This window comes from Pseudomonas sp. KT_2_4 (assembly GCF_041410225.1).
Taxonomy (GTDB): domain Bacteria; phylum Pseudomonadota; class Gammaproteobacteria; order Pseudomonadales; family Pseudomonadaceae; genus Aquipseudomonas; species Aquipseudomonas paracarnis.
In genome coordinates, this window is sequence record NZ_CP166962.1 from 4,542,365 (window position 1) to 4,567,418 (window position 25,054).

General features: G+C 62.3%; 22 protein-coding genes. 6 read left to right on the forward strand and 16 right to left on the reverse strand.

All coding sequences use genetic code 11. The features are described from left to right. Window positions 1-363: 363 nt before the first annotated feature. Window positions 364-3,105: a PAS domain-containing sensor histidine kinase gene (locus tag AB9N64_RS20785; protein WP_038448727.1), complete on the reverse strand. Its 2,742-nt coding sequence runs from the start codon at window positions 3,103-3,105 to the stop codon at window positions 364-366. Next, window positions 3,102-3,539 carry a TadE/TadG family type IV pilus assembly protein gene (locus tag AB9N64_RS20790; protein WP_003188217.1) on the reverse strand — a complete coding sequence of 146 codons (438 nt, stop codon included), beginning with the start codon at window positions 3,537-3,539 and terminating at the stop codon, window positions 3,102-3,104. The genes AB9N64_RS20785 and AB9N64_RS20790 overlap by 4 nt, the downstream gene beginning before the upstream one ends. A 71-nt stretch (window positions 3,540-3,610) precedes the next feature. On the opposite strand from AB9N64_RS20790, the gene AB9N64_RS20795 reads away from it, so the two are divergent. Together AB9N64_RS20795 and AB9N64_RS20800 are read left to right on the forward strand one after the other, a co-directional pair. Next, complete coding sequence (locus tag AB9N64_RS20795; protein ID WP_014716746.1) at window positions 3,611-4,114, forward strand: prepilin peptidase; 504 nt, start codon at window positions 3,611-3,613, stop codon at window positions 4,112-4,114. Window positions 4,115-4,185: 71 nt separating this feature from the next. After that, on the forward strand, window positions 4,186-4,971 hold the full coding sequence (locus tag AB9N64_RS20800) for a response regulator transcription factor (RefSeq protein WP_014716747.1): 786 nt from the start codon (window positions 4,186-4,188) through the stop codon (window positions 4,969-4,971). 48 nt (window positions 4,972-5,019) lie between these two features. Here the strand turns inward: AB9N64_RS20800 and AB9N64_RS20805 are convergent, their stop codons facing one another. The 8 genes from AB9N64_RS20805 to cpaB are packed head-to-tail and all read right to left on the reverse strand — an operon-like array spanning window position 5,020 to window position 12,443. Beyond that, window positions 5,020-5,289 carry a DUF3613 domain-containing protein gene (locus AB9N64_RS20805; protein ID WP_191949479.1) on the reverse strand — a complete coding sequence of 90 codons (270 nt, stop codon included), beginning with the start codon at window positions 5,287-5,289 and terminating at the stop codon, window positions 5,020-5,022. Window positions 5,290-5,299: 10 nt separating this feature from the next. Next, complete coding sequence (locus tag AB9N64_RS20810; RefSeq protein WP_019818344.1) at window positions 5,300-6,025, reverse strand: tetratricopeptide repeat protein; 726 nt, start codon at window positions 6,023-6,025, stop codon at window positions 5,300-5,302. A 10-nt stretch (window positions 6,026-6,035) separates the two neighbouring features. Next, window positions 6,036-6,923, reverse strand: a complete 888-nt coding sequence (locus AB9N64_RS20815) for a type II secretion system F family protein (protein ID WP_019818343.1) — start codon at window positions 6,921-6,923, stop codon at window positions 6,036-6,038. A 1-nt stretch (window position 6,924) separates the two neighbouring features. After that, on the reverse strand, window positions 6,925-7,806 hold the full coding sequence (locus tag AB9N64_RS20820; protein WP_060767982.1) for a type II secretion system F family protein: 882 nt from the start codon (window positions 7,804-7,806) through the stop codon (window positions 6,925-6,927). 9 nt (window positions 7,807-7,815) lie between these two features. Then, on the reverse strand, window positions 7,816-9,087 hold the full coding sequence (locus tag AB9N64_RS20825; RefSeq protein ID WP_014716751.1) for a CpaF family protein: 1,272 nt from the start codon (window positions 9,085-9,087) through the stop codon (window positions 7,816-7,818). Beyond that, window positions 9,084-10,277 (reverse strand): hypothetical protein, encoded by a 1,194-nt coding sequence (locus AB9N64_RS20830; RefSeq protein WP_019818342.1) that lies wholly within the window; start codon window positions 10,275-10,277, stop codon window positions 9,084-9,086. Before AB9N64_RS20830 ends, AB9N64_RS20825 begins: the two co-directional genes overlap by 4 nt. Then, window positions 10,274-11,479 (reverse strand): type II and III secretion system protein family protein, encoded by a 1,206-nt coding sequence (locus AB9N64_RS20835; RefSeq protein WP_060767983.1) that lies wholly within the window; start codon window positions 11,477-11,479, stop codon window positions 10,274-10,276. Before AB9N64_RS20835 ends, AB9N64_RS20830 begins: the two co-directional genes overlap by 4 nt. Before the next feature lie 19 nt (window positions 11,480-11,498). After that, window positions 11,499-12,443: a Flp pilus assembly protein CpaB gene (cpaB, locus tag AB9N64_RS20840; RefSeq protein WP_371359653.1), complete on the reverse strand. Its 945-nt coding sequence runs from the start codon at window positions 12,441-12,443 to the stop codon at window positions 11,499-11,501. 336 nt (window positions 12,444-12,779) lie between these two features. Between cpaB and AB9N64_RS20845 the strand changes: the two genes are divergently transcribed. Both AB9N64_RS20845 and AB9N64_RS20850 read left to right on the forward strand, forming a co-directional pair. Further along, complete coding sequence (locus AB9N64_RS20845; RefSeq protein ID WP_073453197.1) at window positions 12,780-12,977, forward strand: Flp family type IVb pilin; 198 nt, start codon at window positions 12,780-12,782, stop codon at window positions 12,975-12,977. Between the two features lie 53 nt (window positions 12,978-13,030). After that, a complete protein-coding gene (locus AB9N64_RS20850) occupies window positions 13,031-13,435 on the forward strand; it encodes a response regulator (RefSeq protein WP_072434937.1) in 405 nt (134 codons plus the stop codon). A gap of 130 nt (window positions 13,436-13,565) precedes the next feature. Here the strand turns inward: AB9N64_RS20850 and AB9N64_RS20855 are convergent, their stop codons facing one another. The 4 genes from AB9N64_RS20855 to AB9N64_RS20870 all read right to left on the reverse strand — a co-directional run bounded on the left by AB9N64_RS20855 (window position 13,566) and on the right by AB9N64_RS20870 (window position 19,795). After that, a complete protein-coding gene (locus AB9N64_RS20855; protein ID WP_371359654.1) occupies window positions 13,566-15,248 on the reverse strand; it encodes a ShlB/FhaC/HecB family hemolysin secretion/activation protein in 1,683 nt (560 codons plus the stop codon). A gap of 186 nt (window positions 15,249-15,434) precedes the next feature. Beyond that, the gene (locus tag AB9N64_RS20860; RefSeq protein WP_371359655.1) at window positions 15,435-17,288 is read right to left on the reverse strand and encodes a collagen-like triple helix repeat-containing protein; all 1,854 of its coding nucleotides are present in this window, start codon (window positions 17,286-17,288) and stop codon (window positions 15,435-15,437) included. Window positions 17,289-17,591: 303 nt separating this feature from the next. Beyond that, window positions 17,592-18,440 (reverse strand): MaoC/PaaZ C-terminal domain-containing protein, encoded by an 849-nt coding sequence (locus AB9N64_RS20865; protein WP_014716758.1) that lies wholly within the window; start codon window positions 18,438-18,440, stop codon window positions 17,592-17,594. A gap of 2 nt (window positions 18,441-18,442) precedes the next feature. Continuing rightward, the gene (locus tag AB9N64_RS20870; RefSeq protein WP_014716759.1) at window positions 18,443-19,795 is read right to left on the reverse strand and encodes a 3-oxoacyl-ACP reductase; all 1,353 of its coding nucleotides are present in this window, start codon (window positions 19,793-19,795) and stop codon (window positions 18,443-18,445) included. Between the two features lie 113 nt (window positions 19,796-19,908). Here AB9N64_RS20870 and AB9N64_RS20875 point away from each other — a divergent pair, with 113 nt between their 5' ends. Next, complete coding sequence (locus tag AB9N64_RS20875; RefSeq protein ID WP_014716760.1) at window positions 19,909-21,186, forward strand: acetyl-CoA C-acetyltransferase; 1,278 nt, start codon at window positions 19,909-19,911, stop codon at window positions 21,184-21,186. Window positions 21,187-21,320: 134 nt separating this feature from the next. Further along, window positions 21,321-22,220: a PA4780 family RIO1-like protein kinase gene (locus AB9N64_RS20880; RefSeq protein ID WP_014716761.1), complete on the forward strand. Its 900-nt coding sequence runs from the start codon at window positions 21,321-21,323 to the stop codon at window positions 22,218-22,220. 216 nt (window positions 22,221-22,436) lie between these two features. Here AB9N64_RS20880 and cueR read toward each other — a convergent pair whose 3' ends face one another. Beyond that, window positions 22,437-22,838, reverse strand: a complete 402-nt coding sequence (gene cueR / locus AB9N64_RS20885; RefSeq protein ID WP_014716762.1) for a Cu(I)-responsive transcriptional regulator — start codon at window positions 22,836-22,838, stop codon at window positions 22,437-22,439. Next, window positions 22,835-25,036 carry a cation-translocating P-type ATPase gene (locus AB9N64_RS20890; protein WP_020301946.1) on the reverse strand — a complete coding sequence of 734 codons (2,202 nt, stop codon included), beginning with the start codon at window positions 25,034-25,036 and terminating at the stop codon, window positions 22,835-22,837. The genes cueR and AB9N64_RS20890 overlap by 4 nt, the downstream gene beginning before the upstream one ends. Between the last annotated feature and the right edge of the window lie 18 nt (window positions 25,037-25,054).

Sequence of the window (25,054 nt, forward strand, 5' to 3'; positions counted from 1 at the left end):
GCGGCCTGGCAGTCAACACAGTTGGACCGGGTACATATCCATTATTTAGGTAACGGCCACTTAGGGTTCCGCCCTGACGGCGGCTCACTTTGCAAAAGCGGCAAAGTAAGCAAAACGCTCTTGCCCCACCACTCGGCACCTCGCCCAGGCTCGGTGTGCCCGTAATCCGCCAGTGATTTGGGGGGCCGCCGCCACGCGCCATCCATGGCGCGGGGCGGCTAAACCGGCATCCCTGCCGGTTTGCCCCCCAAATCCCTGGCGAATTCCGGCCAGCGTGGTTTGACGGGGCGCTTAAGATCAAGATCAAAAGCAGATCAAGAGCAGATCAAGAGCAGCTCGCTTCGCATCGTGGTTAGCGTTGAATTAGTTCTGCGCGATGGGGAGTTCGATGCAGAATTTCGCGCCGGCCTCGCTGTTGGTAACGCTCAGGCGTCCGCCCATGTTTTCCACAATCCCATAGCTCACCGAGAGGCCCAGCCCGGTGCCCACGCCTATCGGTTTGGTGGTAAAGAACGGCTCGAAAATCCGCTCCAGCAAGCGCGGGTCTATCCCGCCGGCGTTGTCTTCGACCCAGATGCGTACATGGCGGCTGTCGTGCTCGCTGTGCAGGGCAATCCAGGGGCGCAGGGCAGGGTCTTTTTCTCGTTGGCTGAGCAATGCGTCACGGGCGTTGACCATCAGGTTGATCAGCACCTGCTCCAGCTGGTCGACATAGCCTTTGACCTGCACCGAGAAGTCCGCAGGGCTGATGCGCACGTCCACACCTTTGCCGCGCAGGCCTTCGCTGAGCAGGGACAGAGTGCCCTCCAGCGCCTGCGCCGGGTCGAACGGTTGCTGCTCAATTTCCGAGCGGCGGCCGAACACGCGCATATGGTCGACCACCCGTGCTGCACGTTGCACCTGGGCGTCGATGCGCTGGAGTTTTTCCGTGAGGTAGTCGATTTGCACATCGCCATTGCCCAAGCGCTTGAGCACGTTGACGACGGCCATGTGCATCACGTTCAGCGGTTGGTTGATCTCATGGGCCAGGCCGGTGGCCATTTCGCCGAGGGTGGCCATTTTCGCGCTTTGGGTCAGTTGCTGCTGGGAGCGGCGTACTTCGGTGTTGTCGCGCCCCACGGCCTGCACCTCGATCAGGGCGCCTTGTTCATCGAAGACGCCACGGTCCGACCACACCCACCAGGCATGTTCGCGCCCCGGCAGTTGCAGGCTGATTTCCGCCGTGCTCACCGGGAATTCCGGGGTCAGTTGCTGGATGCGCTGTACAAAGGCGGCGCGTTGTTCATCCGACAGCCACTGGCCCAGGTCGATGCCTGGCAATTGCTCGGGCCGACATTCCAGGTAATTGGCCAGCGGCGTGTTGCCGAAGGTGAGGATCAGGTCGGGGCGGTAGCGACAGATCATCGCTGGCGAGTCTTCTACCAGGATGCGGTAGCGTTCTTCACTTTGGCGCACCTGCTCGGCGGCCAGGGTCGCTTCGGTGACGTCCAGCCACAGGCCTACGGCTTCCACCGGCAGGCCGAGGTCGTCGCGCAAAAGCTTGGCTTCGTCGAGCAGCCAGTGGTAGTTGCCTTGTTTATCGCGCAGGCGGTAGCGGCTGCGCACGTTGCCTTCGCGCAGCAGTTGGCGGGTGCGTTCGAAGTAGCGTTCTCGGTCGTCGGGGTGAATCAGCGCCGCCAGGGTGTCGTGGTTGCAATCGGCCAAGGTCCAGCCCAGCAGCGGCAACAGGCTGGCGCTGAAAAACGCCGGGTGCAGCGCGCCGTTGACGTAGCGCTGCACATAGATGACGGCCGGTGAGCTGGCGATCAGGTTGTCCAGGCGCGCATGGGCGGCGGCGGCTTGCAGTTGCTGGTTCTGGATGTCGCTGATGTCGAGCATGAAGCCGATCCAGCGCCGTTCATTGCCGGCGCCCAGCACTTGGCCTTGTATGCGGTACCACAGGGGCGACTGCTCAGGCTCGGTGCGTTGCAGGCGCACGCTGGTCAGCAGTGGCTTGCCCAGGGCTTGCAGGTCTTTCAGGCGGCTGTCGAGGGCCTGGCGGTCGGCGGGGTGGATAAGTTCGAGCCAGGTGCCGAGAGGTTGGCGGGTGGGGCCTTCGTCCAGGCTCAGGTTGCGCAGCAATTGTGGCGCCAGCTGGATCTCCTGGGTGGCGGGCAACAGTTCCCACCAGCCAGTGCCGAGCAGGCCTTGCAGGGCTTCAACCCGTTCCAGTTGCTGGTGGTGACGCTGTTCGCGCAGGCGGCCCAGCAGCGGCGCGGCGAGTGCTGCGCACAGGTTCAGCCAGTCACGCTCGCCGGTGTGGTGTGCCTGGCCGTTATAAAAACCACACAGCAGCCACGCGGCGGCGCCATGGCTGTCGCGGTACGGCACCAGGAAGCCGTCGGCATTGCCAAATACACCGTGCAGGCGCGGGTTGTCGCTGCGCCCCTGGACAATGTCCAGGCTCAGTGGCGTGTTGCCGTTGATGCTGTCCAGGCTGGTGCCCAGGTGTTGCCCGGTTTGCCATAAGGCCGGGGCGTCGTGGGCGGCGTAGTGGCTGTAGATGCGCCAGCCCTGGTCATCTTCGTCGAGCAGTGCCATGGCGACGCAGGGGATGCGCCAGCGCTGGGCCACGCTGCGCAGGTGTTCGCTGAACACCTGGGGTAAGCGGTTGATGCTGCACACGCGCAGCTGTTCGCTCATCAGGGCGGCGAGTTGGTGGTTCTGTTCGCGTTGCTGCACCCGTACTCGGTCGGCCAGCAGGTCAGTGATGTCCAGCAGGTGCAGGGCCCAGCCGTCACCCTCCGGCTCGATCCAGCCGCGGGTATGCAGGACCTGGCCGGCAGCGCCCTGGAAGTCGAGGTCCAGGCCGTGTCGTTGCCACTCCTGCGGCGTGCCCTCGACACTCCGCGCGCTGTCGGCACACAGCAAGGTCTGCAAGGGCGGGTTGGGCGCGTTGGCAAGATGCTGGGCAAGTAAAGGCTTCAAGGTGCCCGAGATGTTCAGCACCCGACCCAGGTTGTCCAGTTGCACTTGCAGGCCCGGCGCGGGTGCTGCTGGCGCGTCCAAGGCCAGGGAGCTGGTGCGCCCGCGCAGGCGTGCGAACAATTTATCCCCCGTCGTCAAAACTGAAGGCTCGAGGTAGCAGTGAGGTTGGTGGGCAGGTTGGGTACGGTGCCCACCCCGGGCAATACCAGGGCCGGCAAGACCGCTTTGATATTGGCCGAGGGGTAGGTGATCTTCACTGTCAGCAAATTATTGGTGTAGGTGGCGGTGATATAGCCGGGCAAGAATTTCAGTGAGCCGGGGATCCAGTTCAATTGGGCCTGGGCGGCATCCTTGGCGCGTTGCACCACCAGGGCCGAATAGCCTGCGGTGCTGGGGTCCAGGGACACACTGCGGCGTACCCCTTCAGCCGCCGCCTGGTGAAATGACTGCATCAACAGCAATGGCAAGCTGTAGCTGAGCATGCCGTAGAACACCGCAAAAAAAATCACGAAGACCAAGGCAAACTCGATCGCCGCAGCACCTTTTTGCTTTCTCGGGAGGCTCGATTTCATGACTGCGTCTACCCTGAGGCGAGTACTTGATATCAGCATAGAATCATTCAGCCAAAAGGGATGTTTTTTACGTGATCCAGACGCTAGTGATTGTGCTGTGGTTGGGCGTATGTGCCGTGCAGGATATTCGCCAGCGCCAGATTGCCAATACGCTGACCCTGGGCGTTGGGCTGCTGGCGTTGATCTACCTGCTGTGGGCGGGGTCGACGTGGCTGGGCGCGCCTCGCAGCGAGGGGGGGCTGGCCTTGGCCTTGGCGTTGGTGCTGACTTTGCCGGGTTATGCGTTGGGCCGCTTTGGCGCGGGAGATGTGAAGTTGCTCGCCGCCCTGGGGCTGGCCTCCAATATCGAGTACCTGCTGGGGGCGTTGATCGGTGCGGGCATCGCCATGGTGGCCTGGACACTTATGCATCAAGGGCTTAGCTCAAACCGCGTTGAACGGGGAGGGCAAGCGTCAACAAAACAGCCTTTTGCGCCCTTCGTTTTGACAGGTTTTGCCGGCAGCTGGTTTTGGATCCATCAGTCGCGCGAGTTGATTAATGCTATGTACATAGTCGGAAAGTACGTCTACGTTTAATCAGGAGTTGTGTAGGAATTTTCGTCAGAAAGGATAGGTCATCATTTGGCTTGCCAGGCATGGAGTAGCGCGTGAACAAGCTTACGTCCGCAGTAAAAGTGCTCGTAGTCGACGATCAACCCTTAATCGTAGAGGAGCTCTGTGAATTTCTTGAAAGCAGCGGGTACCGTTGTGTCCCGTGCGAGTCCAGTGAGCAAGCTGTCCAGCGTTTCAAGGAAGACCTTCAGATCGGTTTAGTGCTGTGTGACCTGCATATGCCGGACATGGACGGCATCGAGCTGGTGCAGGCGCTGCAACGCATCGCCGGCAAACATCGCGCGTTCGAAGCGATCATGCTTACCGGGCGCGCCGACAAGCAGGATGTGATCAAGGCCCTGCGTGCGGGCATCGCTGATTACTATCAGAAGCCGATCAACCTCGATGAATTGCTCGAGGGCCTCAAGCGCCAGGAAGTGGCATTGGAGGAGCGGCAGAAAGACCTGCAGCTGGGCACGCTCAACCAGAAGCTGCAGTACCTGTCCGAATCCATCAACGACTTGTATATGGACTTGGACAAGGTGCGCCGAAACCCGACGCCCCAGGACCATGACGGGGACCCTTCGGCCGATGAAGCCGGGCCGTTGGAGATCCCGGCGATCTTCAATCAACTGTCACCGCGCCAGTTGGATGTGGCCCGCCTGGTGGGCAAGGGCCAGACCAACTACCAGATTGCCTGTGAGCTGGGGATTACCGAGAACACGGTCAAGCTGTATGTGTCCCAGGTATTACGCCTGACCCATATGCACAACCGCACGCAGTTGGCGCTGGCGTTGTCACCGAACAACTCGGCGATGCGCCAGCGAGTAACGGCGCACTAGCACCGCCCCCCTGTAGGAGCGAGCTTGCTCGCTCCTACAGGGGGGATTTTATTTGCTGCCCTGCGCAGTCCCGCCTACTTTCTGATCAAAAAACTCCGGGATTGGATGCTTGTTGCTGTCCAGCCAGCGCTTGAGCGCCTGTTCGCGTTCTGCCGGCGTGGTTTTTTGCGGGTTGGCCGAGGCTGCACGCCCGCTCAGTTGCAGCGCCATCCAGTTTTCCGTTTCTGCCTGCCGGGGTGAAGATGGCCCCGCTTCGATGGCCGCAGCAAGGAGGGGCAGCGCCAGGCAGGCAAGGCCGGCAAGGTGGTGGAATTTCATCATCGACTCCCTATTTCACAGAGGCCGGCAGCGTGTCGCTGACCGCCGCTACCTGATCTTTGACTGGACGCTGCGGTGCCGTGCCAGCTTCCTTGAGGTGTTGCGCCCGTGCCTGGGCCCGGGTCACCTGATCAGGGCTCAACCCGAGTTGGCCGACCACTTTCGCGGCCTGCTCCCAATTGTCCTGATAGATCAGCAAGGTCACCAGGTTCACTGCCGCCAGTTGATCGCTTTGCTTGAGCTCGATGGCGGTCATGAATTCAAAGCGTGCGTCGTCCAGGCGCCGTTGATCGAGGTACACCACGCCCAGGTCATTGCGGATTTTTTCGTCGGTGGGCGCCAGCCGTGCCGCACGTTGCAGGTGAGCCATGGCCTGGCCGTTGTCGCCCTTGGCCGATGCCAGTTGCCCCAGGCCGTGCTCACCGTCGGCGGCCAGGCAGGTGCCCAGCAGGCTGCGGTACAACGGCTCGGCGTCAGCACGGCCCAGCAAGCGATAGGCACGGGCCTGGCGTTGACGAACCTGGGGCAGGGTGCTGGGCAGGTTCTGCAGGTTGGCGAGGCTGGCGTGCAGCTTGCCTTCGTTGGCCATGTCATCGGCCAGGTTCAGCGACAGCTCCTGGTCGGCGCTGGGCTTGGGGCAACTGCCCGGCGCCAGCAACCCGGCCCACGGAACCTGGCCATTGCTGGCACAACCGCCCAGCATCAGCAGGCTCAAGGCGACGATCAGTGGTTTCATGGCAGGCTCCTCAAAAATTATTCAAGGCTCGGGAGATGGCGATCATGGCCGGCCCCCCCAGCACGATCAGCAAGGCGGGAAACAGGAACACCATCATCACCACGGACATCTTCGCGGACATCTTCGAAATGTATTCCTGCAGGCGGGTCAGGCGGCGGTCGTCGAGCAACTGCTTGAGGGCCAGCAGGGATTTCATCGCACCGCCGCCTTGGTGGATCAACTGCTGAAGGATGATGCAGGTGTCGGTGAACTCATCCACGGCCAGCAGGCGTGCTGTCTTGCCCAACTCTTCGGACAGCTCCAGACCCGAGTCGACCCTTGCCAGGACCAGCCGCAGTTCATGGGTCAGGTCTGGCAGCAAGCGCTGGGCTTCGGTGCTCAACACCCGCAGCGATTGCTCAACTGCCATGCCGGATTCGAACAGGATGCGCAGCAACGGAATGAAGGTGGAAATTTCCCGAGCGATGCGCTCCTGGCGGTATTTCGCGCTGAGGGCCAGGATGCGTTTGGGCAGCAGGTAACCGATGCCCAGGGCAATTGCCGGGGCAATCCAGGGCGAGCCAGCATGGGGGAACAGCAGTTGCTGGCCGAGCAGGGTCAAGCCCAGTAGCACGATGGGCACGCCGATCTGGAAAGCCGCAAACATGGAACGCTGGTTGGCTTTGCGCCAGCCGACGCGGTTGAGCAGGGTCTGGGTTTCGTTGTCCAGGCTGACCGAGCGCTGGGCCACGGCGCTGGCGCCCAACTGGCGCATCAGGCTGCCGAGTTTGTCCTCGCGGGTCAGTTGGCCTTGCAGGCGTTGGCTGACCAGGCGTTGACGGCGCTTCTGCTCCAGCAGGTTGCCGACGATCAAGGCGACGGCGGCGAGCGACAGCAGGATGCAGATCAGGATGGCCATCTCAAATACTCCGCAACATGCGCCACATGACGAAGGTGCCCGTGATGTCGAGCGCCACCGCGGCCAGCAGCAGGTAGCGCCCTGTACCGTCGTTCCACATGCTCATCAGGTAGCCTGGGTTGACCATCAAAAAGTAGCCGACCATGGCGATGGGCAAGCCTGCCAGCACATAGGCGGTCATGCGCGTTTCGCCGGTCATGGCCTTGAGTTGGCGCGCACCCTGTTCGCGCTCGCGGATCATCTTGATCAGGTTTTCCAGCAGCTCGCTGGCGTTGCCGCCGTAGCGGTGGTTGACCTTCAGGCCCAGGGCAAACAGGCGGAACTCATCGCGTTCGTAAAACTCGGCAAAGTCGCTGACCGACTCCGGCAGGCTCACGCCCATTTGCACGTTACGCTGGATGCGGCTCATCGCCTGTTTGAGCGGCGCTTCGGTGCTGTCGATTGCGCCCAGAACGGCGTCTGCCAGGGTGCGCCCAGACTTGAGGCTGCGCACGCTGTGGTCCAGCAGCTGCGGTAATTGTTCGACCATGCGCTGCACTCGCCGTTGGTAGCGCCAGGCGATATACACCCGCAACAGCAGCGGCGGCATGATCAGCATGGCCAACAGGCCTAGCCCGCCGGCCAGCAGATAGCCCAGCAACATGCCCGCGGTCCAGCCACTCAGCCACAACCCCAGGCCGTCGGTGGGCTTGCCCAGGCCGGCGCGCTGGAACATGCGCTCCAGCGCAACCCAGCTGCCGTTCGGCTCCTGGGCTACCGGCTGGCCATCGGAGAGCCGCTCCAGCACCCGATCGGTACCGGCCTGGCGCAGCCCTCGCTGGAACAGCCAGACGGACAGGCTGATCAGCAGGATGCAAATGAGCAGCAAGACAAGTCCGGTCATAAACCCTCTCTACAACGGCAATGCCGATTCACGCCGCAGCTTGTCGCCGGCCGGGTTGAGCGCTTCGCGCAGGAAGCCAAAACCGGTACGGCGGTCGAGGCGGAACAGGGTGTTGGTGACATACACGTCGTCGCGTACGCCCACCACTTCTACCACCTCGCTGACGCAACGGCGCCCATCGGGCAGGCGCGTCAGTTGGATCACCACATCCAGTGCGGCGCAGATCATCTGCCGCAGGGTTTTCTCCGCCACCACACGGCCGGTCAGACCCACCAGGGTTTCCAGGCGCAATAGCGCGTCCTGGGCATTGTTGGCGTGCACCGTGCTCATGGAACCGTCATGGCCGGTGTTCATGGCCGTCATTACGTCGAGCACTTCGACGCCACGGATCTCGCCAAGGATGATGCGGTCCGGGCGCATCCGCAGGGCGTTGCGAATCAGGTCGCTGGCCTTGACCTCGCCATGCCCCTCGGCATTGGGCGGGCGGGTTTCCAGGCGCACCACGTGGGGGTGGCCCAGTTGCAGCTCGGCCACGTCTTCGATGGTGACCAGGCGTTCGTGGGGGTTGATCAATTGGCTGAGGATATTGAGTAGCGTGGTCTTGCCGGTGCCTGTGCCGCCACTGATGAGGATATTGCAGCGCTTGCCCACCGCTTCCTGGAAGAACTCGAAAATAGGGTGGTCGATGGTCTGCATCGCCACCAGGTCGCTGCTCTTGAGCATGTCCTTGCGAAACTTGCGGATCGACAGGCAGGGACCGTCCAGGGCAATCGGCGGGATGATCGCATTGACCCGGCTGCCATCTGGCAAGCGCGCATCGACCATCGGTGACGACTCATCCAGGCGCCTTCCAAGGGGCGCGAGAATGCGCTGCATGACGCGTTCTACATGGTGCGCGTCGATAAAACGCAGATCGCTCTGATGGAGTACTCCGTCACGCTCGATAAACACCCGGTGCGGGCCGTTGACCAGAATCTCGGTGATCGACACATCGCGCAGCAGCACTTCCAGCGGGCCGAAGCCAGTCAGCTCGTCGACGATTTCCTCGGCCAGGCGCTCCATTTCATAGCGCGAGATCGCCAGGTGCATGCGCGTGATGTATTCGGCCACTTTGTCGATGACAAATTGCGCCAGGGATTGGCGCGAGCCTTCCAGCAGATTCTGGCCCGACTCTTCGATGGCATCGATGATGTAGCGATGCAGCACCAGTTTCAGGCCATCATGGTCGTTGTGCGCGGCGCTTCCACGGGCCGGGGCGCCGAAGAGTTTTTCGCCGTTCATCGACTCGCCCCCAGCAGGCGTTCGAACCAGCGTGTCGAGGGTTTATCCAAGCCTTCGGTACGTTTGGCCAGGCGCTCGCCCAGGTGACGCAGGGCTTGGGTCAAGGCTTCGCGGGGGGCCAGGGTGAACAGGCTTTGCCCCTGGTTTTTGGCGTTCAGGCGCACTTCTGGGCTCAGGGGCAGCACGGCGATGCACTCCAGGCCGAAGCTTTTTTCCAGGGCTTCGGTGTCGGGGGCACAGGCTTTGATGTAGCGATCGACGAGCAGCTTGGCATGGTCGAGCTTCATGCCTTTTTCGCGCCACAGGTTCAGCACCGCCAGGTTACGCCGACAGTCGAGCACGCCCTGGTCGGTGCACCACAGCAACTTGTCGCAGTGGCTGACAAAGGTACGCAGGGCTTCGCTGTCCGCTTGCCCGGTGAGGTTGACCACGATGTGCTGGAAGTGCTGGCGCAAGGCGCTGAGCAACATGTACAGCTCGGCGGCGCTGGTCATTTCCAAGGGTTCATCGCTGGCGGCGTAGGCAAGGATCCGCAGGCCGTCGTCGGTGCTGGTGAAGGCGCTGTTGATGAGCGTGGCGTCCAGGCGGCGCAGGTGGCGCAAGGCGTCGCCGAAATTGAAGGTGCTGTCCAGGCCCAGCAGCGCGAGGCTATCGCCCCTGGGCAGGCCGAGGTCGAGCATCAGCGTCTGCTGGCCGCTTTTTTGCACCACCATCGCCAAGTGGCTTGCCAGCAAGGCGCCATCGGTGTTGCCCTGGGCACCGTAGAGCACGGTGAGGCCACCGAGGTGGGCGTTCGGCGCGGTGGGCGGCAAGCGCTTGCTCAGGCGCCGCACCAGCCCGGCCACTTCGCTGGAGCGCGAGCCATAGGCGACAAAATCCCGCGCACCGGCACGCATGGCGTTGAGCACCAACTGGTTGTCCATGCCGTCGCCCAAGGCCACCACCGCCAACATCGGCTTGGCTTCCAGGGCGCCTTCGATCAAGGCGCTCTGAGCCACCAGGTGTTCACGGTCCAGGCCCACGAACACCAGGTTGGCGAAGGTCACGTCCACCAGTGCCAGCAATTCATCGAGGCTGCCGCCGCCTACGCTGATCACTTGGCCAAGGGGCGCCAGTGCACCTTGGAGCCATTCCAGGTCGGTGCTGTTGCGGGTGATTGCCAGGAAGGTCTGGCTCAGGCTATCGCTCATTGGGAAAGTCCGCTGCGACGGTCGAAGTTGCCGTTTTCCAGGAAGAACAGCCGGAACCAATTCGGGTCATAGGTGCGCAGTTTTTCGCCGGGCAGCGACGGCAACTGCGCATTGGCAGCCAGTGGCTGGACCAGATGCGGCGTGACAATCATCAGCAGTTCTTTTTCTTCGCTGTTGATATTGGAGTCGCGGAAAAACGCACCAAGGATCGGGATATCGCCCAGGCCCGGGAGCTTGGCGATGGTGGAGCGGTTGGTGCTGCTGATCAGGCCGCTGATCACAAAGCTTTCGCCATCGGCCAGTGACACACTGGTGTCGGTGCGTCGGACGGTCAGGGCAGGCACCTGGATGCCCTCAATCCGGATCGCGTTGTTGTAGTCCAGCTCGCTGACTTCCGGGGCGACCTTCAAGGCGATGCGGTTGTGGTCGATGACCGTGGGCGTGAGGGTCAGGCGAATGCCGAACTCCTTGTACTCGATGGTGATGGTATCGCTGCCGGCACTGGGCACCGGAATCGGCACTTCGCCGCCGGCCAGGAAGGTTGCGCTCTGGCCGCTCATGGCCACCAGGCTCGGGCGTGCGAGGGTGTAGGCGAAGCCACTGCTTTCCAGGGCGTTGATCAGCGCCTTGACCCGGCCACCGCCAAACCCGATGTTGAAGCTGTCAGCGCTCACCGGCAATTTGAAGATGCCCTCTGAAGGGGACAGCAAGCTTGGGCTGCCGAGGAAGAAATTGTTGCCCATGCCCAGGATCTTGGTGCTGGCTTCCTTGAGCTTGGTGCGGCTGACCTCGACGAAGCGAATATCGGTCTGCACCTGGCTGGGCAGCGTCGGGTCTTCGGAGGGCGACAGCGATTGGCTGGTCAGCGCCGAGGTGGCCTTGCCTTTAACGAACACCATGCTCTGACGCGGCGTGGTCGAGCAGCCGGTCCACACCATCAGGCTGGTGGCACCGCTGCCGACACCGGTGAGCAGAAAGTGGCGGTCGCCGTTGACCCGCACGTCGGCGATTTTCGGATCGCCGATAGCCAGGCGCGTAATCGCTACCGGCGATTGCAGCTCGGTCTGCAAGCCTTCGCCCACCTCGATCGCAGCGGGCAGTTGGCCCAGGGTGTTGCAGTTGCCCGATGCGCCCATCGCCATGCCCAGGGGCAGGCACGGCAGCATCAAGGCCAAGGCCAATTGAGCGTAGCGTTGGCTCATTCAAGGCATCCTTGTTCAATCAGGGGGTAGGTTGTGCCGCCGCCGCGCCGCGAATCACTTCGACGCCCCGACGCTGGCCGGTGTCGGCCACCGCGGGGGTGATTTTTTTTGGCGGGCCGCTGAGGGCCAATTGGGTGAATTGGTAGAGGTTGCGGTTGGCGCTTTGCACCTTGTCCGGGGTGTCGCTTTCGCCGGCCCAGTAGCGGCTGAGCAATTGTTCGTCGGCACTGCGCACGGCCAGGCGCAGCGTGCCGGCTTGGGAGGCGAGCATCAGTCGGCTCAGCAAGGGTTCGGGCACCGCCAGCACCACACTGCGCGCGGCAGTGCGGCGTTGGGCAGCCTGGGCGCGTTCTTCGGCGGTGGCGGGTGGCGGTACGGCCGGGGTGCCGTCGTTGGCCAAGCCCAACTGGTCGCCGACGCTGAGCAGGCGAATCGCTGGGATGACCACCTGCGCCGACTGCTCGGCATTGGCATTGTCCTGGCGCAAGAACAGCAAGACATCGACGTAATCGCCGGGGCTCAACTGGCCACCGGCACCGATGACCTCATCGACGGCGACGGCCAGTGCGCGTTCGTTTGTACGAATCATGCGGGCCAGGGGGCCGCCGGCGGTGAAGCTCTCATCATTGAGCCAGGTGCCGGCACCCAGGGCCCGCAAGGGCGTGCGGCCGATGGCCTGGTCAACGCTGGTCAGGCTGCCAGCCGGCACGGTGCGCAGTTTTTCCACGGCGACATCGGCAGCGGTGAGGGGCACAAAAGGCGCAACCGCGTGCACCAGCACCACGACCGGCTGGCGGGTCTGGTCTTCCACGATAGCAACGGTTTTTTCAACGGAAATGACAGGTGCTGGCGAGGGCGCTACGGCGGGTGCCGGCGGACGGCTCAGCACCAGGCCCCAATACCCTGCAACCAGGGCTCCGATAAGCAGCAAGCCAGCCAGGACCATGCTGATACGACTGTTCATGACGGCGCTCCCTATCCTGTTGCACTGCTTTTATTCCCGTTAATCCAAACGAGTTAAATTCGCAACTGGGCTGTGATGAACAACTAACGATTTGGCTATTTGAAGGTAGCCCAGCTAGGACAAATTGCCATTACTGAATGAAAAAATTATCTGCGCGGTTAAAGCGGGGGCTGTAAATAACGGATTTGTGGGGCTGGCGCGGCGACTAATACTTTATGATTAATTCGTTCTTACAGTTGTGAGTGTTAAATTTGTTGACAATGCTCTAGTGGCACACGGCAATCATTGTGCGGGCCAGCTGTATCGGCGCTTTGTGGCGCATGAAGGAGATCTCATATGATCCTTGACCTGTTCTTGAAATTTTACATTCACGCTCAGTTATTCCTGCGCCGTAGAGACGGGGCGTCGGCCATTGAATATGTGATTATTGTGGCGATAGTTGCGTTGGTTATCGTTGGTTTCGGTTCCGAGATTGGGGATAAGATAAAAGGTATCTTTCAAAAAATCTCCGATGAGCTGCCGGCTGCGACTTAGCTGTGATTGCTGTACGTATCTGTTCCGGTGATTCTTTTTATCAGGTACCGCCCATGACCCACCCTTCGTCATCCCGCCAACAAATCCTATTGGTGGATGACGAGGAGGATGCGCTGATCGAGTTGGCCGAATCCCTCGAAAACGAGGGATTCGTCTGTTTTACCGCGACTTCCGTCACCTTCGCCTTGCAAGAATTGACACTTCACCCCGATATCGCCCTGGTCATCACCGATCTGCGCATGCCCGAGGAAAGCGGTATCTCCTTGATCAAGCGCCTGCGCGAACACACCTCACGCTCGCATTTGCCTGTGATCGTGATGTCGGGTCATGCAGAAATGGATGATGTCAGCGATATGCTGCGCTTGCAGGTGCTGGATCTGTTTCGCAAGCCGATCTACCTGGCTCGCTTGCTCGATACCCTCAATAGCCTGTTTCCCCTCTCTACACCTGGTCGGTAACGGACCGGCACCGCTTATTAAATGTGGGAGCTGGCTTGCCTGCGATAGCGGTGGTTCAGTTAAAGATTCATTGACTGACACACTGCCTTCGCGAGCAAGCCCGCTCCCACGTTGATTACAGGTGCCCTCATCACAGTTGATAACTGAAACTCAGCGTATATCGCGGCCTGCGATTAAAGCTGTCCAGGGCGATATCCGACATTGGCTTGGCCGCCTCCAGCGCGATGTTGTAGTACTTCTTGTCGCCAAAACGTAAACCCACCGCCGCCGAGGACATGTCGTTGGCCTTGACCGGCAGGTCGTTGAACCAGGATTTGGCGCGGTCGACTACGACGTAGGGTTGCAGGATCTTCACCCAGTTGCCGGTGCGGTTGAAGCTGTAGTTGACCTCGTACGCCACCCCCCAGCCCTTGTCGCCCGAGCCTTGGTCGTCCGGGTAGCCACGGCCGAAATTCTGCCCGCCGAAGGTCGCGCGTTCGCTGTCGGGCAGGGTGTTGTCGCTCCAGTACAGCGCACCCGACAACACGCCTTGCCAGTTGTCGAAGAACTTGTCGCTTTGCACGCCGGAAAGGCGCAGGCGGAAGAAGTCGAGGTCGGGTTTGGCCACGCCCAGGTCACTGCGGGCCTTGGCGCCCAGACCGTCGATGCCCTGGTACAGACCACCACTGATGATGCGCAGGCGTTGCGCGTCGGCTTTGCGCCAATCGCCTTCGACGGCCAGGGCGCGCAGGTTGGATTCGATGTCGAAACGCAGCGGGTAGCCCACCAGTTTATAGCGCGTGGTCTGGTCGACCGCGTACAGGCGCGTGCCCAGGGTGAGCGACTCGGTGGGGGAGGCGATGAACGGATGGCTCAGGCCAATGGAGTAGCGGTCGATGGACTGGTGCGGCTTGAGTTCGAAACCGCCATCCAGTTGCACGCTGCTGTTGGGGTCGGCGCGATAGCGTTCGGCGGCGAGCGCCAGTTGGGTGCCCTCGGCGTTGATGAACTGGTTGTAGTCCACACGGTAGTAGTGTTCTTTGTCCTCGCCGGGTGGGAACAGGCCGCTGACGCTGAGCTGCTCGCCCATGGACGTCTGGGAATTGCTGGTGGCGCTCAGCAACGCTTGCGTGCCGCCACGGCTTTTTTGCACCAGGCTCATGCTGGTGGTGAAAGGTTTGCGGCTGGCCTGGATCTGCATGTGCGTGGCGCCATCAGTGGTGCCCGGTGGCGGTACTTGCGCCTGTACGCTGAGGCCGGGGATGCGGCTCATCAGCGTGGTGTAGCGCTCGAAAGTCTTGCGGGTCAGCGGGCGCTCAGCCAGGAGCTTCTGCGCGAGTTTATCGACGTAGGCCGACACCGAACCGATGTCGCCGGTTTGTTGATAGTCCTTGATGTAGCCCTCCACCAGTACCACGCGGACCAGGCCGTTTTCGAAATTCTGTTGCGGCAGGAACGCGTAGGACAGCAGGTAGCCATCCTCCTGGTAACGGCGGGTGATCCCACGGGTCGCTTCAATCAGTTGGGCGAGGTTGGTTTCTCGTCCAATCAACGGCGCATACACCTGTGCCGTCTCGGCGAGCGGGTAGACCGTTCCGCCTTCGATCTGCAACTTTCGAATAGTGACCTTGGTGTCCATCAACAGCGGCTGGCCGGCAGTCGGTGGCGCTTCAGGTACCTGGGTTTTCGACGAGGGTGGTCGGTAGGCGTCGGCGGGCAGGTTGGGCACCGGCAGGGTGCGGACAGTGTCGTTGCTGTTAAGAAAGCTGGGAAGGGTCTCGGCCTGGACGTAGGCACTGAGGGTGAGCAATAACAACGGCGTCAACACGCGCATAGGACACTCCATGGTCAACTGCAGCAGCGCTTCGGGCCCGCCGGGTTCTGGGACTCGGTTCGGGAGGGTGGCGATTGATAAAGCGTGTCGCCGCCCATAAAAAAGACGAGAGACTTATTAAAGGTCTCTCGTCTCAACCAAGCGTAGGCGCTGTAGGGGAGGCCGTCTAATCGGCCAGGTGCATTTCTATTTGCCGGTCAGGCCGTTCAACAAACCGCCCAGACCGCCAGTGGCCGTAGTGCCGCCTGTGGTTGTGGCCGTGCCGGTTGCTGTGGCGGTGGTGCCGATATTCAGGCCACCGAGCAAACCACCGCTGGTGCCGCCAGTGGTGCCGCCCGTCACCAGGCCACCCACCGAGGCGACGGTGCCGCCGACCGCTGTGACGGTGGTGCCTACCGCGTTGGTGATCGGGTTGGCGTTGGCCGCCGTCAGGTTGGTACCCAAGCTGCTGACTGCGCCGCCGACTTGAGTGACCAAACCATTCACCGGAGCACCCACACCGGTAGTCGTGCCGATGGTTTGCGTCAGGTTGGTGACGCCGCTGGTCACAGGATTGAGCGCTGCGCCGACATTGGCCGCCACGGTGGCGACCGGTGCGGTAGCTGCGGTGTTTGCTACACCTGTGCCACCCAGCACAGTGCCCAGCGACGCAACGGTGCCGCCGACTGCACCACCGGTCACACCCGCTGCACTGACGGTGCCGTTGGTGTTGCCCACGTTCAGGCCGGTACCTACGTTAGCCACCAGGCCACCCACCAGCTCTGGAAGGCCGGGAGCCGAGGTGCCACCGGTTGGGGCCACATAACCGCCCGATTTATCCAGTGTGCCACCGACGCCAGTGAGCACGGTGCCGACAATACCGGTGACCGGGTTGCCCGTGCCGCCAGTGCTGGCGACTTGAGTACCCAGGCCAGTGACAGCCGAACCGACTTTATCCAGTACGCCATTGAGTGGAGCGCCCAGGCCGGTTGCGTTGCCCAGGTTGCCGGTGGTGTTTTCCACCAGCGACACTACAGGCACCACTACTTTGCTGCCTAAGGTATTGGTCAATGAACCCAGTGGGCCCGTGGTGCTGGCCGTGCTGAGGGTATCGCCGAGCATGGTGACGGTGGTGCCGACTTTATCCACAACGCCACCTACCGCAGTGCCTACTCCGCCTGTCACACCGCCGACGACGGGTACTCCCCCGAGGGTGGTTGACAGTGATTGGCCGGTGGTCGAGAGGCCGCCGCCCAAATCGGCCACCCCATTACCTACGCCTGCTACCGTGGTGCCCAGGGAGTTGGTGTTGGTGCCCAGTGAGCCCAAGCCGGCGGTTACGCCAGTGCCGATGCTGTTAACAGCGGTGCCTGCCGAGGTGACCAGGCCGCCAGCGGTTGCGCCGACGATGGGTACGCCATTCAACGTCGAACCCAGGTTACCGACCGCTGTACCGACATTGCCGACTGTGGTGCCAAGGGTGCCGGCGATCTGGCCGGTGACCAGTGGGGTGGTTGTCGAACCAGTGCCGCCGCCAGTGCCGCCACCAGTACCACCGCCAGTGCCGCCGCCAGTGCCGCCACCAGTACCACCGCCAGTGCCGCCGCCAGTGCCGCCACCAGTACCACCGCCAGTGCCGCCGCCAGTGCCGCCACCAGTACCACCGCCAGTGCCGCCGCCAGTGCCGCCACCAGTACCACCGCCAGTGCCGCCACCAGTACCACCGCCGGTGCCGCCGTCACCACCGCCCGTGCCACCACCGGTTCCACCGCCAGTGCCGCCGTCACCGCCGCCCGTGCCACCACCGGTTCCACCGCCAGTGCCACCGCCAGTGCCGCCGTCACCGCCGCCTGTGCCACCACCGGTCCCACCGCCTGTACCGCCGTCACCGCCACCAGTACCTCCACCTGTGCCGCCTCCGGCGCCTGCACCCGCATCCGGCGATGACGCCGCCACGCTGGATTTATGCCCGCCACCACCGCTGCTGCAGCCGCCCAGGCTCATTGCCAGAACGAGGGCCAGCGCGGTACTTGCTTTCCAAAACACGACTTGAGTTTTCATGATTGAGTTCCTTGCACCTGGTACAACCTTGGTTGTTTCAAACCCTCGTTATTTCTTTGGATAACGATAGGTTTGTCCGTGTGGCTATCTCAGGCCAGGGCACTCTTTCACGCAATGCTCAACTTGGTATTAACGATTTATATACACCCGGGCTTAGTCGGCTTAGGAACTAATACCAAAGGTGTAATGGGAGGGTGTTTCGGATTGTTTAGATGATTAAAATCAAAGGCTTGTGAAAAAGCGGCGGACCTCTCAAGGTCCGCTATAACTTAGGGTGTATATATACAATTAATCAGGGGGTTTTCAGGAAATCGGCTGCCACTTGCCCCGCATGTGTTGAATATCCCCAGCGCCTTTGAGTTCCAACCCTCCGCTGGAACCGGCCGCGCTACTTATTAATATCACTTCACTGGGCAGGCGCACCGGCTTCATGAACTCGACGTCAATTTCAATATTGGCGGCCGGCAAGTGTTCTGCCAGCGCCGCGAGGGTGCGGGCCTTGTTCCACAACCCATGGGCGATGGCCTGGGGAAAACCGAACAGCTTGGCGGTAGGCGCACTAAGGTGGATGGGGTTGTAGTCGGCAGACACGCGTGCGTAGCGGCGGCCTATGTCAGTGGGCGCTTTCCAGCGCGTCAATTCGGTGAGCGTGCCTGGGGTTTGCAATCCGCTCTCCAGGGCTTCGCCTTCCAGCTTCACGCCCCGGCATAACATTTGGCTTTCGGCTTCCCACAAGAGCCCAAGGGCATCCTCTATAACGGTGACGATGTCAAAGGTGGCCCCCTTGGGATGGGGGCTGAGATTGCGTGCGTAGACACCGACACTCACGTCACCGACTCCACCCAAAGGCCGATGAATACGGATGCGATTGCGCAGGTGGATCAACCCCAGCAGTGGAAATGGAAAAGTCTTGTCCGTCAGCAATTGCAGTTGCAGGCCGAACGCGAGGATATGCGGATAAGTCGCGGGCAGCATCGGGCTGTCAGCAAAGCCGCATACCTTGCGATAAGCCGCAACCGCGCCGGGATTGACACTTATCCGGCAGCGCAACCCACGTTCGGGCAATGTGCTGCCGGTGATCTTGCGCTTGAGCGCCGCGCGCCAATACAGCGGCAGTAGAGACGGGGTGCTGTCCAACGTTTGCCATTGCATGCTTACGCTCCCAGAAGACTTTGCCCACACACTCGCAGCGTCTGGCCGCTGACCGCACCGGAGCCCGGCTGGCTCAGCCAGGCGACGGCTTCGGCCACATCCTGGGGCAAGCCACCTTGACCCAGGGAACTCATGCGGCGCCCGGCCTCACGCAGGGCGAAGGGGATATGCGCGGTCATCTGGGTTTCGATAAACCCAGGCGCAACGGCGTTGATGCTGATCCCACGTTCCTTCAACAGCGGCGCCCAGGCTTGAGCCAGGCCGATCAATCCGGCCTTGCTTGCGGCATAGTTGGTTTGCCCACGATTGCCGGCGATGCCACTGATGGAGGCCAGCAACACCACCCGAGCGTTGTTTTGCAGTGTGTCGTTGTCGAGCAGGGCCTTGGTCAGCACTTGCGCAGCCTTGAGGTTGACCGCCAGCACTGCGTCCCAGTATTCCGGGGTCATGTTGGCCAGGGTTTTGTCGCGGGTGATGCCGGCGTTGTGCACCAGGATGTCGAGCCCGTCTGGCAGGTGCTCGATCAGTTGGCGTGCGGCATCTTCAGCGCAGATATCCAGCACCACCGTGCGCGCATTCAGGCGTGCGGCCAGGGCTTCAAGGTCGGCCTTGGCCTGGGGCACATCGAGCACAATGACCTCGGCGCCGTCGCGGGCCAGGGTTTCGGCGATGGAGGCACCGATGCCTCGAGCGGCGCCGGTAACCAATGCCTTGCGCCCGGCCAGCGGGCGCGTCCAATCTTGCACCGGGGTATCGCAGGCCGCCAGGCGAATCACCTGGCCGGAGATATAAGCGCTTTTGGGCGAGAGGAAAAACCGCAGCGCGCCTTCCAACTGATCTTCGGCGCCGTCGCCCACGTACAGCAACTGCAGCACGCCACCGCTGCGCAGCTCCTTGGCCAGGGAGCGGCTGAAGCCTTCCAGGGCGTGCTGGGCGCTAGCGGCGAAGGGGTCGCTGAGGCTTTCCGGCGCTCGGCCAAGGATTACCAGGTGTGCACTGTGGTCGAGATTTTTCAGCAGCGGTTGGAAGAATTCGCGCAGTTGCTTGAGCTGCTCGGTGTGTTGCAAAGCACTGGCGTCGAACACCACCGCCTTGAGCTTGGGGCCGTGTCCTGGAATCCACGCGGGCGCTGTCGAGGCTTCGGCGCCGTAGCTGTAGACGGCGTCGGTGAGTCGGTTGGCAAATGCCAGCACCTGGGTTGCCAATGCGCCACCGCCCAGCAGCAGGGCGCCTTCGACCGGGCGCAGGCGTCCGGCTTGCCAGCGTTCCAGGCGTACCGGTGACGGCAGGCCAATGGCGGCGACCAGGCGATGGCCGAGGCTTGAGTTGGCGAAGTCGATATAACGGTCAGACATGGAACGCTCTCCGAAGGCTGGGGTTCAAAGGTTGACCACCCTGGGGTGGCAGTCGTTCGATTGAGCCTAGGCTAGGCTTGATGATTCCACCCACCACCACAAGGGAGCTTTCCATGACTCAATTGCGCCGTGTAGCGATCATTGGCGGTAACCGCATTCCTTTCGCCCGTTCCAATGGCCCCTATGCCACGGCGAGTAACCAGGCGATGCTGACTGCCGCGCTGGAGGGCCTGATCGAGCGCTACAACCTGCACGGCCTGCGCATGGGCGAGGTGGCCGCCGGCGCGGTGCTCAAGCATTCCCGTGATTTCAACCTGACGCGTGAATGCGTGCTCGGCTCGCGCCTGTCACCGCAAACCCCTGCGTACGACATTCAGCAAGCCTGTGGCACGGGGCTGGAGGCGGCGCTGCTGGTGGCCAATAAAATCGCCCTGGGCCAGATCGAATGCGGCATTGCCGGCGGGGTGGACACCACCTCGGATGCACCGATTGGTGTGAATGAAGGGCTGCGCAAGATCCTGCTGCAAGCCAACCGCAGCAAATCCCTGGGAGATAGATTAAAACTCCTGTTACAACTTCGTCCTCATCACCTCAAGCCGGAACTGCCGCGCAACGGCGAACCGCGCACCGGTTTGTCCATGGGTCAGCACTGCGAGCTGATGGCCCAGACCTGGCAGATCCCCCGCGCCGAGCAGGACCAGCTTGCGCTGGAGAGCCACCAGAAGATGGCGGCGGCCTACGCCGAGGGCTGGCACAACGATTTGCTCACGCCCTTTCTCGGCCTCACCCGCGACAACAACCTGCGCCCCGACCTGACCCTGGAAAAACTCGCCAGCCTCAAGCCGGCCTTCGAGCGCAGCGAAAAGGGCACGCTCACCGCCGGTAACTCCACGCCGCTGACCGATGGTGCCTCTCTGGTGCTGCTGGGCAGCGAGGCGTGGGCCAAGGAGCGCGGCCTGCCGATCCTGGCTTACCTGCGCGATGGCGAAGCAGCGGCGGTGGATTTCGTCCACGGCGCCGAGGGCCTGTTGATGGCGCCGGTGTATGCGGTGCCACGCTTGCTGGCGCGCAACGGCCTGACCTTGCAGGACTTTGATTACTACGAGATCCACGAAGCCTTCGCCGCCCAAGTGCTGTGCACGCTCAAGGCCTGGGAAGACGCCGACTATTGCAAGACCCGCCTGGGCCTGGACGCACCGCTGGGGTCGATCGACCGCAGCCGGCTCAACGTCAAGGGCAGTTCCCTGGCGGCGGGCCATCCGTTTGCCGCCACCGGTGGGCGGATCGTCGCCAACTTGGCTAAATTGTTGGATGCGGCGGGCAAGGGCCGTGGGCTGATTTCCATCTGTGCCGCCGGTGGCCAAGGCGTGACGGCGATTATCGAACGCTGATTGCCGACAAAATTGGCCCATTGAATGCATTCTCAAGGGGTCAGAGGTCAGTAGCCTCTCCCCCCGGCGAGCCGATTGCCGTATAACGAGTTCCACACGCGTGTTTGGTAATACAGGACCCACAATAAAAGCTGATGAAGACTCCTAAACGCATTGAACCCCTGATCGAAGACGGTCTGGTCGACGAAGTGCTGCGCCCTCTGATGAGTGGTAAAGAAGCAGCTGTTTATGTGGTGCGCTGCGGCAATGAATTGCGTTGCGCCAAGGTTTACAAGGAGGCGAATAAACGAAGTTTTCGTCAGGCATCCGAATACCAGGAAGGCCGTAAGGTCCGTAACAGCCGCCAGGCACGAGCCATGGCCAAGGGCTCCAAGTTCGGCAAGAAAGAAACCGAAGATGCCTGGCAGAACGCGGAAGTGGCGGCGCTGTTTCGCCTGGCCGGTGCGGGCGTTCGTGTGCCCCAGCCGTTCGACTTTCTCGAAGGCGTGCTGTTGATGGAACTGGTGGCCGACGAATACGGCGATGCGGCGCCGCGTCTGAATGACGTCGTGCTGGAGCCGGACCAGGCGCGCGAATACCACGCCTTCCTGATCTCCCAGATCGTGCTGATGCTGTGCACCGGCCTGGTGCACGGTGACCTGTCCGAGTTCAACGTACTGCTCACGCCTACGGGCCCGGTAATCATCGACCTGCCCCAGGCGGTGGATGCGGCGGGCAACAACCACGCCTTCAGCATGCTGGAGCGCGACGTCGGCAACATGGCTTCCTACTTCGGGCGTTTTGCCCCGGAGTTGAAGAAGACCAAGTACGCCAAGGAAATGTGGGCGCTGTACGAAGCCGGCACCTTGCACCCGGCCAGTGTATTGACCGGTGAGTTCGACGAACCGGAAGAACTGGCGGATGTGGGCGGTGTGATCCGTGAAATCGAAGCGGCACGGCTGGATGAAGAGCGTCGCCAGGCGATTCGCGCGGCGGATGATGCGCCACCAAGCAAAGTGCCGGACGAGCCACCGCCGCCGCCTTGGATGCAGTAACTCACAATGTGGGAGCTGGCTTGCCTGCGATGCAGGCACCTTGGTGTATCAGTGACACCGAGGTGATGCTATCGCAGGCAAGCCAGCTCCCACATTGATCGTTCCCACGCTCTGCGTGGGAATGCATCCCTGGACGCTCTGCGTCCCAAAGCGTGACGCGGAGCGTCGAAAGCGGCATTCCCACGCGGAGCGTGGGAACGATCATTGTGCTGTCTGTCAGGCGCAGCAGTTGCCCGCTGCCAACTCCTTGAGGATCGGGCAATCGGGCCGGTGATCGCCTTGGCAGTGCTCCATCAGGTCCTGCAAGGTATCGCGTAGTTGCCCCAGCTCACGAATCTTGTGGTTCAGCTCGTCGATGTGCTGGCGCGCCAGGGCTTTTACGTCGGCGCTGGCCCGCTGCCGGTCCTCCCACAGGGTCAGCAACTTGCCGACTTCTTCCAGTGAAAACCCCAGGTCCCGCGAGCGCTTGATGAACGTCAGGGTGTGCAGGTCGTCGTGGCCGTACACCCGGTAGCCGCTGTCGGTGCGGTGGGCGGTTTTCAGCAGGCCAATGGCTTCGTAGTAGCGAATCATCTTCGCGCTTAGCCCGCTGGTGCGGGCGGCTTGGCCGATGTTCATGGGCGTTGATCCTCCAAGTCCTTGGGTTTCCAGGTTTTCAACAGCAGGGCGTTACTCACCACGCTGACGCTGGACAAGGCCATGGCGGCGCCAGCCAGTACCGGGTTGAGCAGGCCGAAGGCGGCCAGGGGAATGCCGATCAAGTTATACACAAAGGCCCAGAACAGATTCTGTCGAATTTTCGCGTAGGTCTTGCGGCTGATCTCCAGGGCGGCCGGCACCAGGCGCGGGTCGCCACGCATCAAGGTGATACCGGCGGCGTGCATGGCCACGTCGGTGCCGCCGCCCATGGCGATGCCGATATCGGCAGCGGCCAGGGCTGGTGCATCGTTGATACCGTCGCCGACCATGGCCACCACGCCGGTTTTTTTCAGCTCGGCCACGGCAGCGGCTTTATAGGCGGGTAGTACTTCGGCATGCACATCGTCGATGCCCAAGGCCTCGGCCACCACCCGTGCACTGCCGTGGTTATCGCCGGTGATCAGGTGGCTGCTGATGTGCTGTGCCTTGAGTTGTTGCACGGCTTGCAACGCGCCGGGCTTGAGCGTGTCGCCAAAGGCAAACAGCCCCAGCACGCGCGGCTGCGCACCTTGCTCGATCAGCCAGGACAAGGTGCGGCCCTCGGCTTCCCACTCCTTGGCACGCGGGCCCAAGTCGCCTGCGTCCAGGCCGGTTTCTTCCAGCAAGCGGCGATTGCCCAGCGCCAGTGGCCGACCGTCGAGCGTACCGGCAATGCCGCGCCCGGTGAGGGATTGGCTGGCGCTCACATCGGCCACGTCCAAGCCTTTTTCGCGGCAAGCATCCAGCACGGCCTTGGCCAGTGGGTGCTCACTGCCGCGCTGCAAGGCGCCGGCCTGTTGCAACAATAGGGCTTCGTCACCATCCACGGCCGCCAAATGCGCAATGTTGGGCGCGCCTGAGGTGAGGGTGCCAGTTTTGTCGAACACCACGGCGCTCACGGCGTGGGCACGCTCCAGGGCTTCGGCGTCCTTGATCAAAATGCCATGGCGCGCGGCGACGCCGGTGCCGGCCATGATCGCGGTCGGCGTGGCCAGGCCCAAGGCACAAGGGCAGGCGATCACCAATACGGCGACCGCATTGATGATGGCGGTTTCCAGGGAGGCGCCGTACAGCCACCAGCCCACGACGGTAATCAGCGCCAATACCAGCACGGCCGGCACGAACACCTGGCTGACTTTATCCACCAGTTTCTGAATCGGTGCCTTGGCGGCCTGGGCGTCTTCGACCAGGCGGATGATGCGCGCCAGCACACTTTCTGCGCCCAGGGCCAGGGTGCGCACCAGCAAACGGCCTTCACCGTTGATGGCGCCACCGGTGACCGCATCGCCGGGTTGTTTGGGCACCGGCAGGCTTTCGCCACTGATCAGCGCTTCATCGGCATGGCTCAGGCCTTCCACCACTTCACCGTCCACCGGGAAGCGTTCGCCGGGTTTGACCAGCACCAGGTCACCGTGCTTCAACGCACTGATGGCGACGTCTTCTTCGCGGCCGTCCTGCACGCGGATCGCCCGTTCCGGCCGCAAGGCTTCAAGGGCGCGGATGGCGCTGGCGGTCTGGCGCTTGGCGCGGCTTTCCAGGTATTTGCCCAGCAGCACCAGAGCGATCACCACCGCCGAGGCTTCGAAATACAGGTGCGGCGTCACGCCTGGGGCGGCGGTGAGCCATTCGTAGATACTCAGGCCGTAGCCGGCACTGGTGCCGATCGCCACCAGCAGGTCCATATTGCCGGCGCCGGCGCGCACGGCTTTCCACGCGGCGACATAAAAGCGCGCGCCCAGGATGAATTGCACCGGTGTGGCCAGGGCAAACTGTATCCAGGCGGGGAGCATCCAGTGCAGGCCGAAGGGTTCTACCAGCATCGGCAGCACCAAGGGCAACGCCAGCAGAATGCCCGCCACCAGCGACCAGCGCTCGCGGCGCAGACGCCGGGCCTGATCGGCGTCGGTGGCGGTTTCGCTTTGGGGCAGGGTGGCGGTGTAGCCGGCTTTGTCGACAGCGGCGATCAGCACGCTGGGGTCCATCTGGCCCTGTACTTCGATGTGCGCGCGTTCATTGGCCAGGTTGACGCTGACACGTTGCACGCCCGGCACCTTGCCCAGCGCGCGTTCGACCCGCCCGGCACAGCTGGCACAGGTCATGCCGCCGATGGGCAGGTCAAAGGTGGTGGATCCATTCATGGGGCAGTCCTCCAGAAG

Coding starts and splice junctions, on each gene's coding strand:
- AB9N64_RS20860 (WP_371359655.1), bottom strand. CDS start 17,288: ATGAAAACTCAAGTCGTGTTTTGGAAAGCAAGTACCGCGCTGGCCCTC.
- AB9N64_RS20845 (WP_073453197.1), top strand. CDS start 12,780: ATGATCCTTGACCTGTTCTTGAAATTTTACATTCACGCTCAGTTATTC.
- AB9N64_RS20820 (WP_060767982.1), bottom strand. CDS start 7,806: ATGACCGGACTTGTCTTGCTGCTCATTTGCATCCTGCTGATCAGCCTG.
- AB9N64_RS20790 (WP_003188217.1), bottom strand. CDS start 3,539: ATGAAATCGAGCCTCCCGAGAAAGCAAAAAGGTGCTGCGGCGATCGAG.
- AB9N64_RS20805 (WP_191949479.1), bottom strand. CDS start 5,289: ATGAAATTCCACCACCTTGCCGGCCTTGCCTGCCTGGCGCTGCCCCTC.
- AB9N64_RS20835 (WP_060767983.1), bottom strand. CDS start 11,479: ATGAGCCAACGCTACGCTCAATTGGCCTTGGCCTTGATGCTGCCGTGC.
- AB9N64_RS20830 (WP_019818342.1), bottom strand. CDS start 10,277: ATGAGCGATAGCCTGAGCCAGACCTTCCTGGCAATCACCCGCAACAGC.
- AB9N64_RS20810 (WP_019818344.1), bottom strand. CDS start 6,025: ATGAAACCACTGATCGTCGCCTTGAGCCTGCTGATGCTGGGCGGTTGT.
- AB9N64_RS20880 (WP_014716761.1), top strand. CDS start 21,321: ATGAAGACTCCTAAACGCATTGAACCCCTGATCGAAGACGGTCTGGTC.
- AB9N64_RS20870 (WP_014716759.1), bottom strand. CDS start 19,795: ATGTCTGACCGTTATATCGACTTCGCCAACTCAAGCCTCGGCCATCGC.
- AB9N64_RS20815 (WP_019818343.1), bottom strand. CDS start 6,923: ATGGCCATCCTGATCTGCATCCTGCTGTCGCTCGCCGCCGTCGCCTTG.
- AB9N64_RS20850 (WP_072434937.1), top strand. CDS start 13,031: ATGACCCACCCTTCGTCATCCCGCCAACAAATCCTATTGGTGGATGAC.
- cpaB (WP_371359653.1), bottom strand. CDS start 12,443: ATGAACAGTCGTATCAGCATGGTCCTGGCTGGCTTGCTGCTTATCGGA.
- AB9N64_RS20890 (WP_020301946.1), bottom strand. CDS start 25,036: ATGAATGGATCCACCACCTTTGACCTGCCCATCGGCGGCATGACCTGT.
- AB9N64_RS20875 (WP_014716760.1), top strand. CDS start 19,909: ATGACTCAATTGCGCCGTGTAGCGATCATTGGCGGTAACCGCATTCCT.
- AB9N64_RS20825 (WP_014716751.1), bottom strand. CDS start 9,087: ATGAACGGCGAAAAACTCTTCGGCGCCCCGGCCCGTGGAAGCGCCGCG.
- cueR (WP_014716762.1), bottom strand. CDS start 22,838: ATGAACATCGGCCAAGCCGCCCGCACCAGCGGGCTAAGCGCGAAGATG.
- AB9N64_RS20865 (WP_014716758.1), bottom strand. CDS start 18,440: ATGCAATGGCAAACGTTGGACAGCACCCCGTCTCTACTGCCGCTGTAT.
- AB9N64_RS20855 (WP_371359654.1), bottom strand. CDS start 15,248: ATGCGCGTGTTGACGCCGTTGTTATTGCTCACCCTCAGTGCCTACGTC.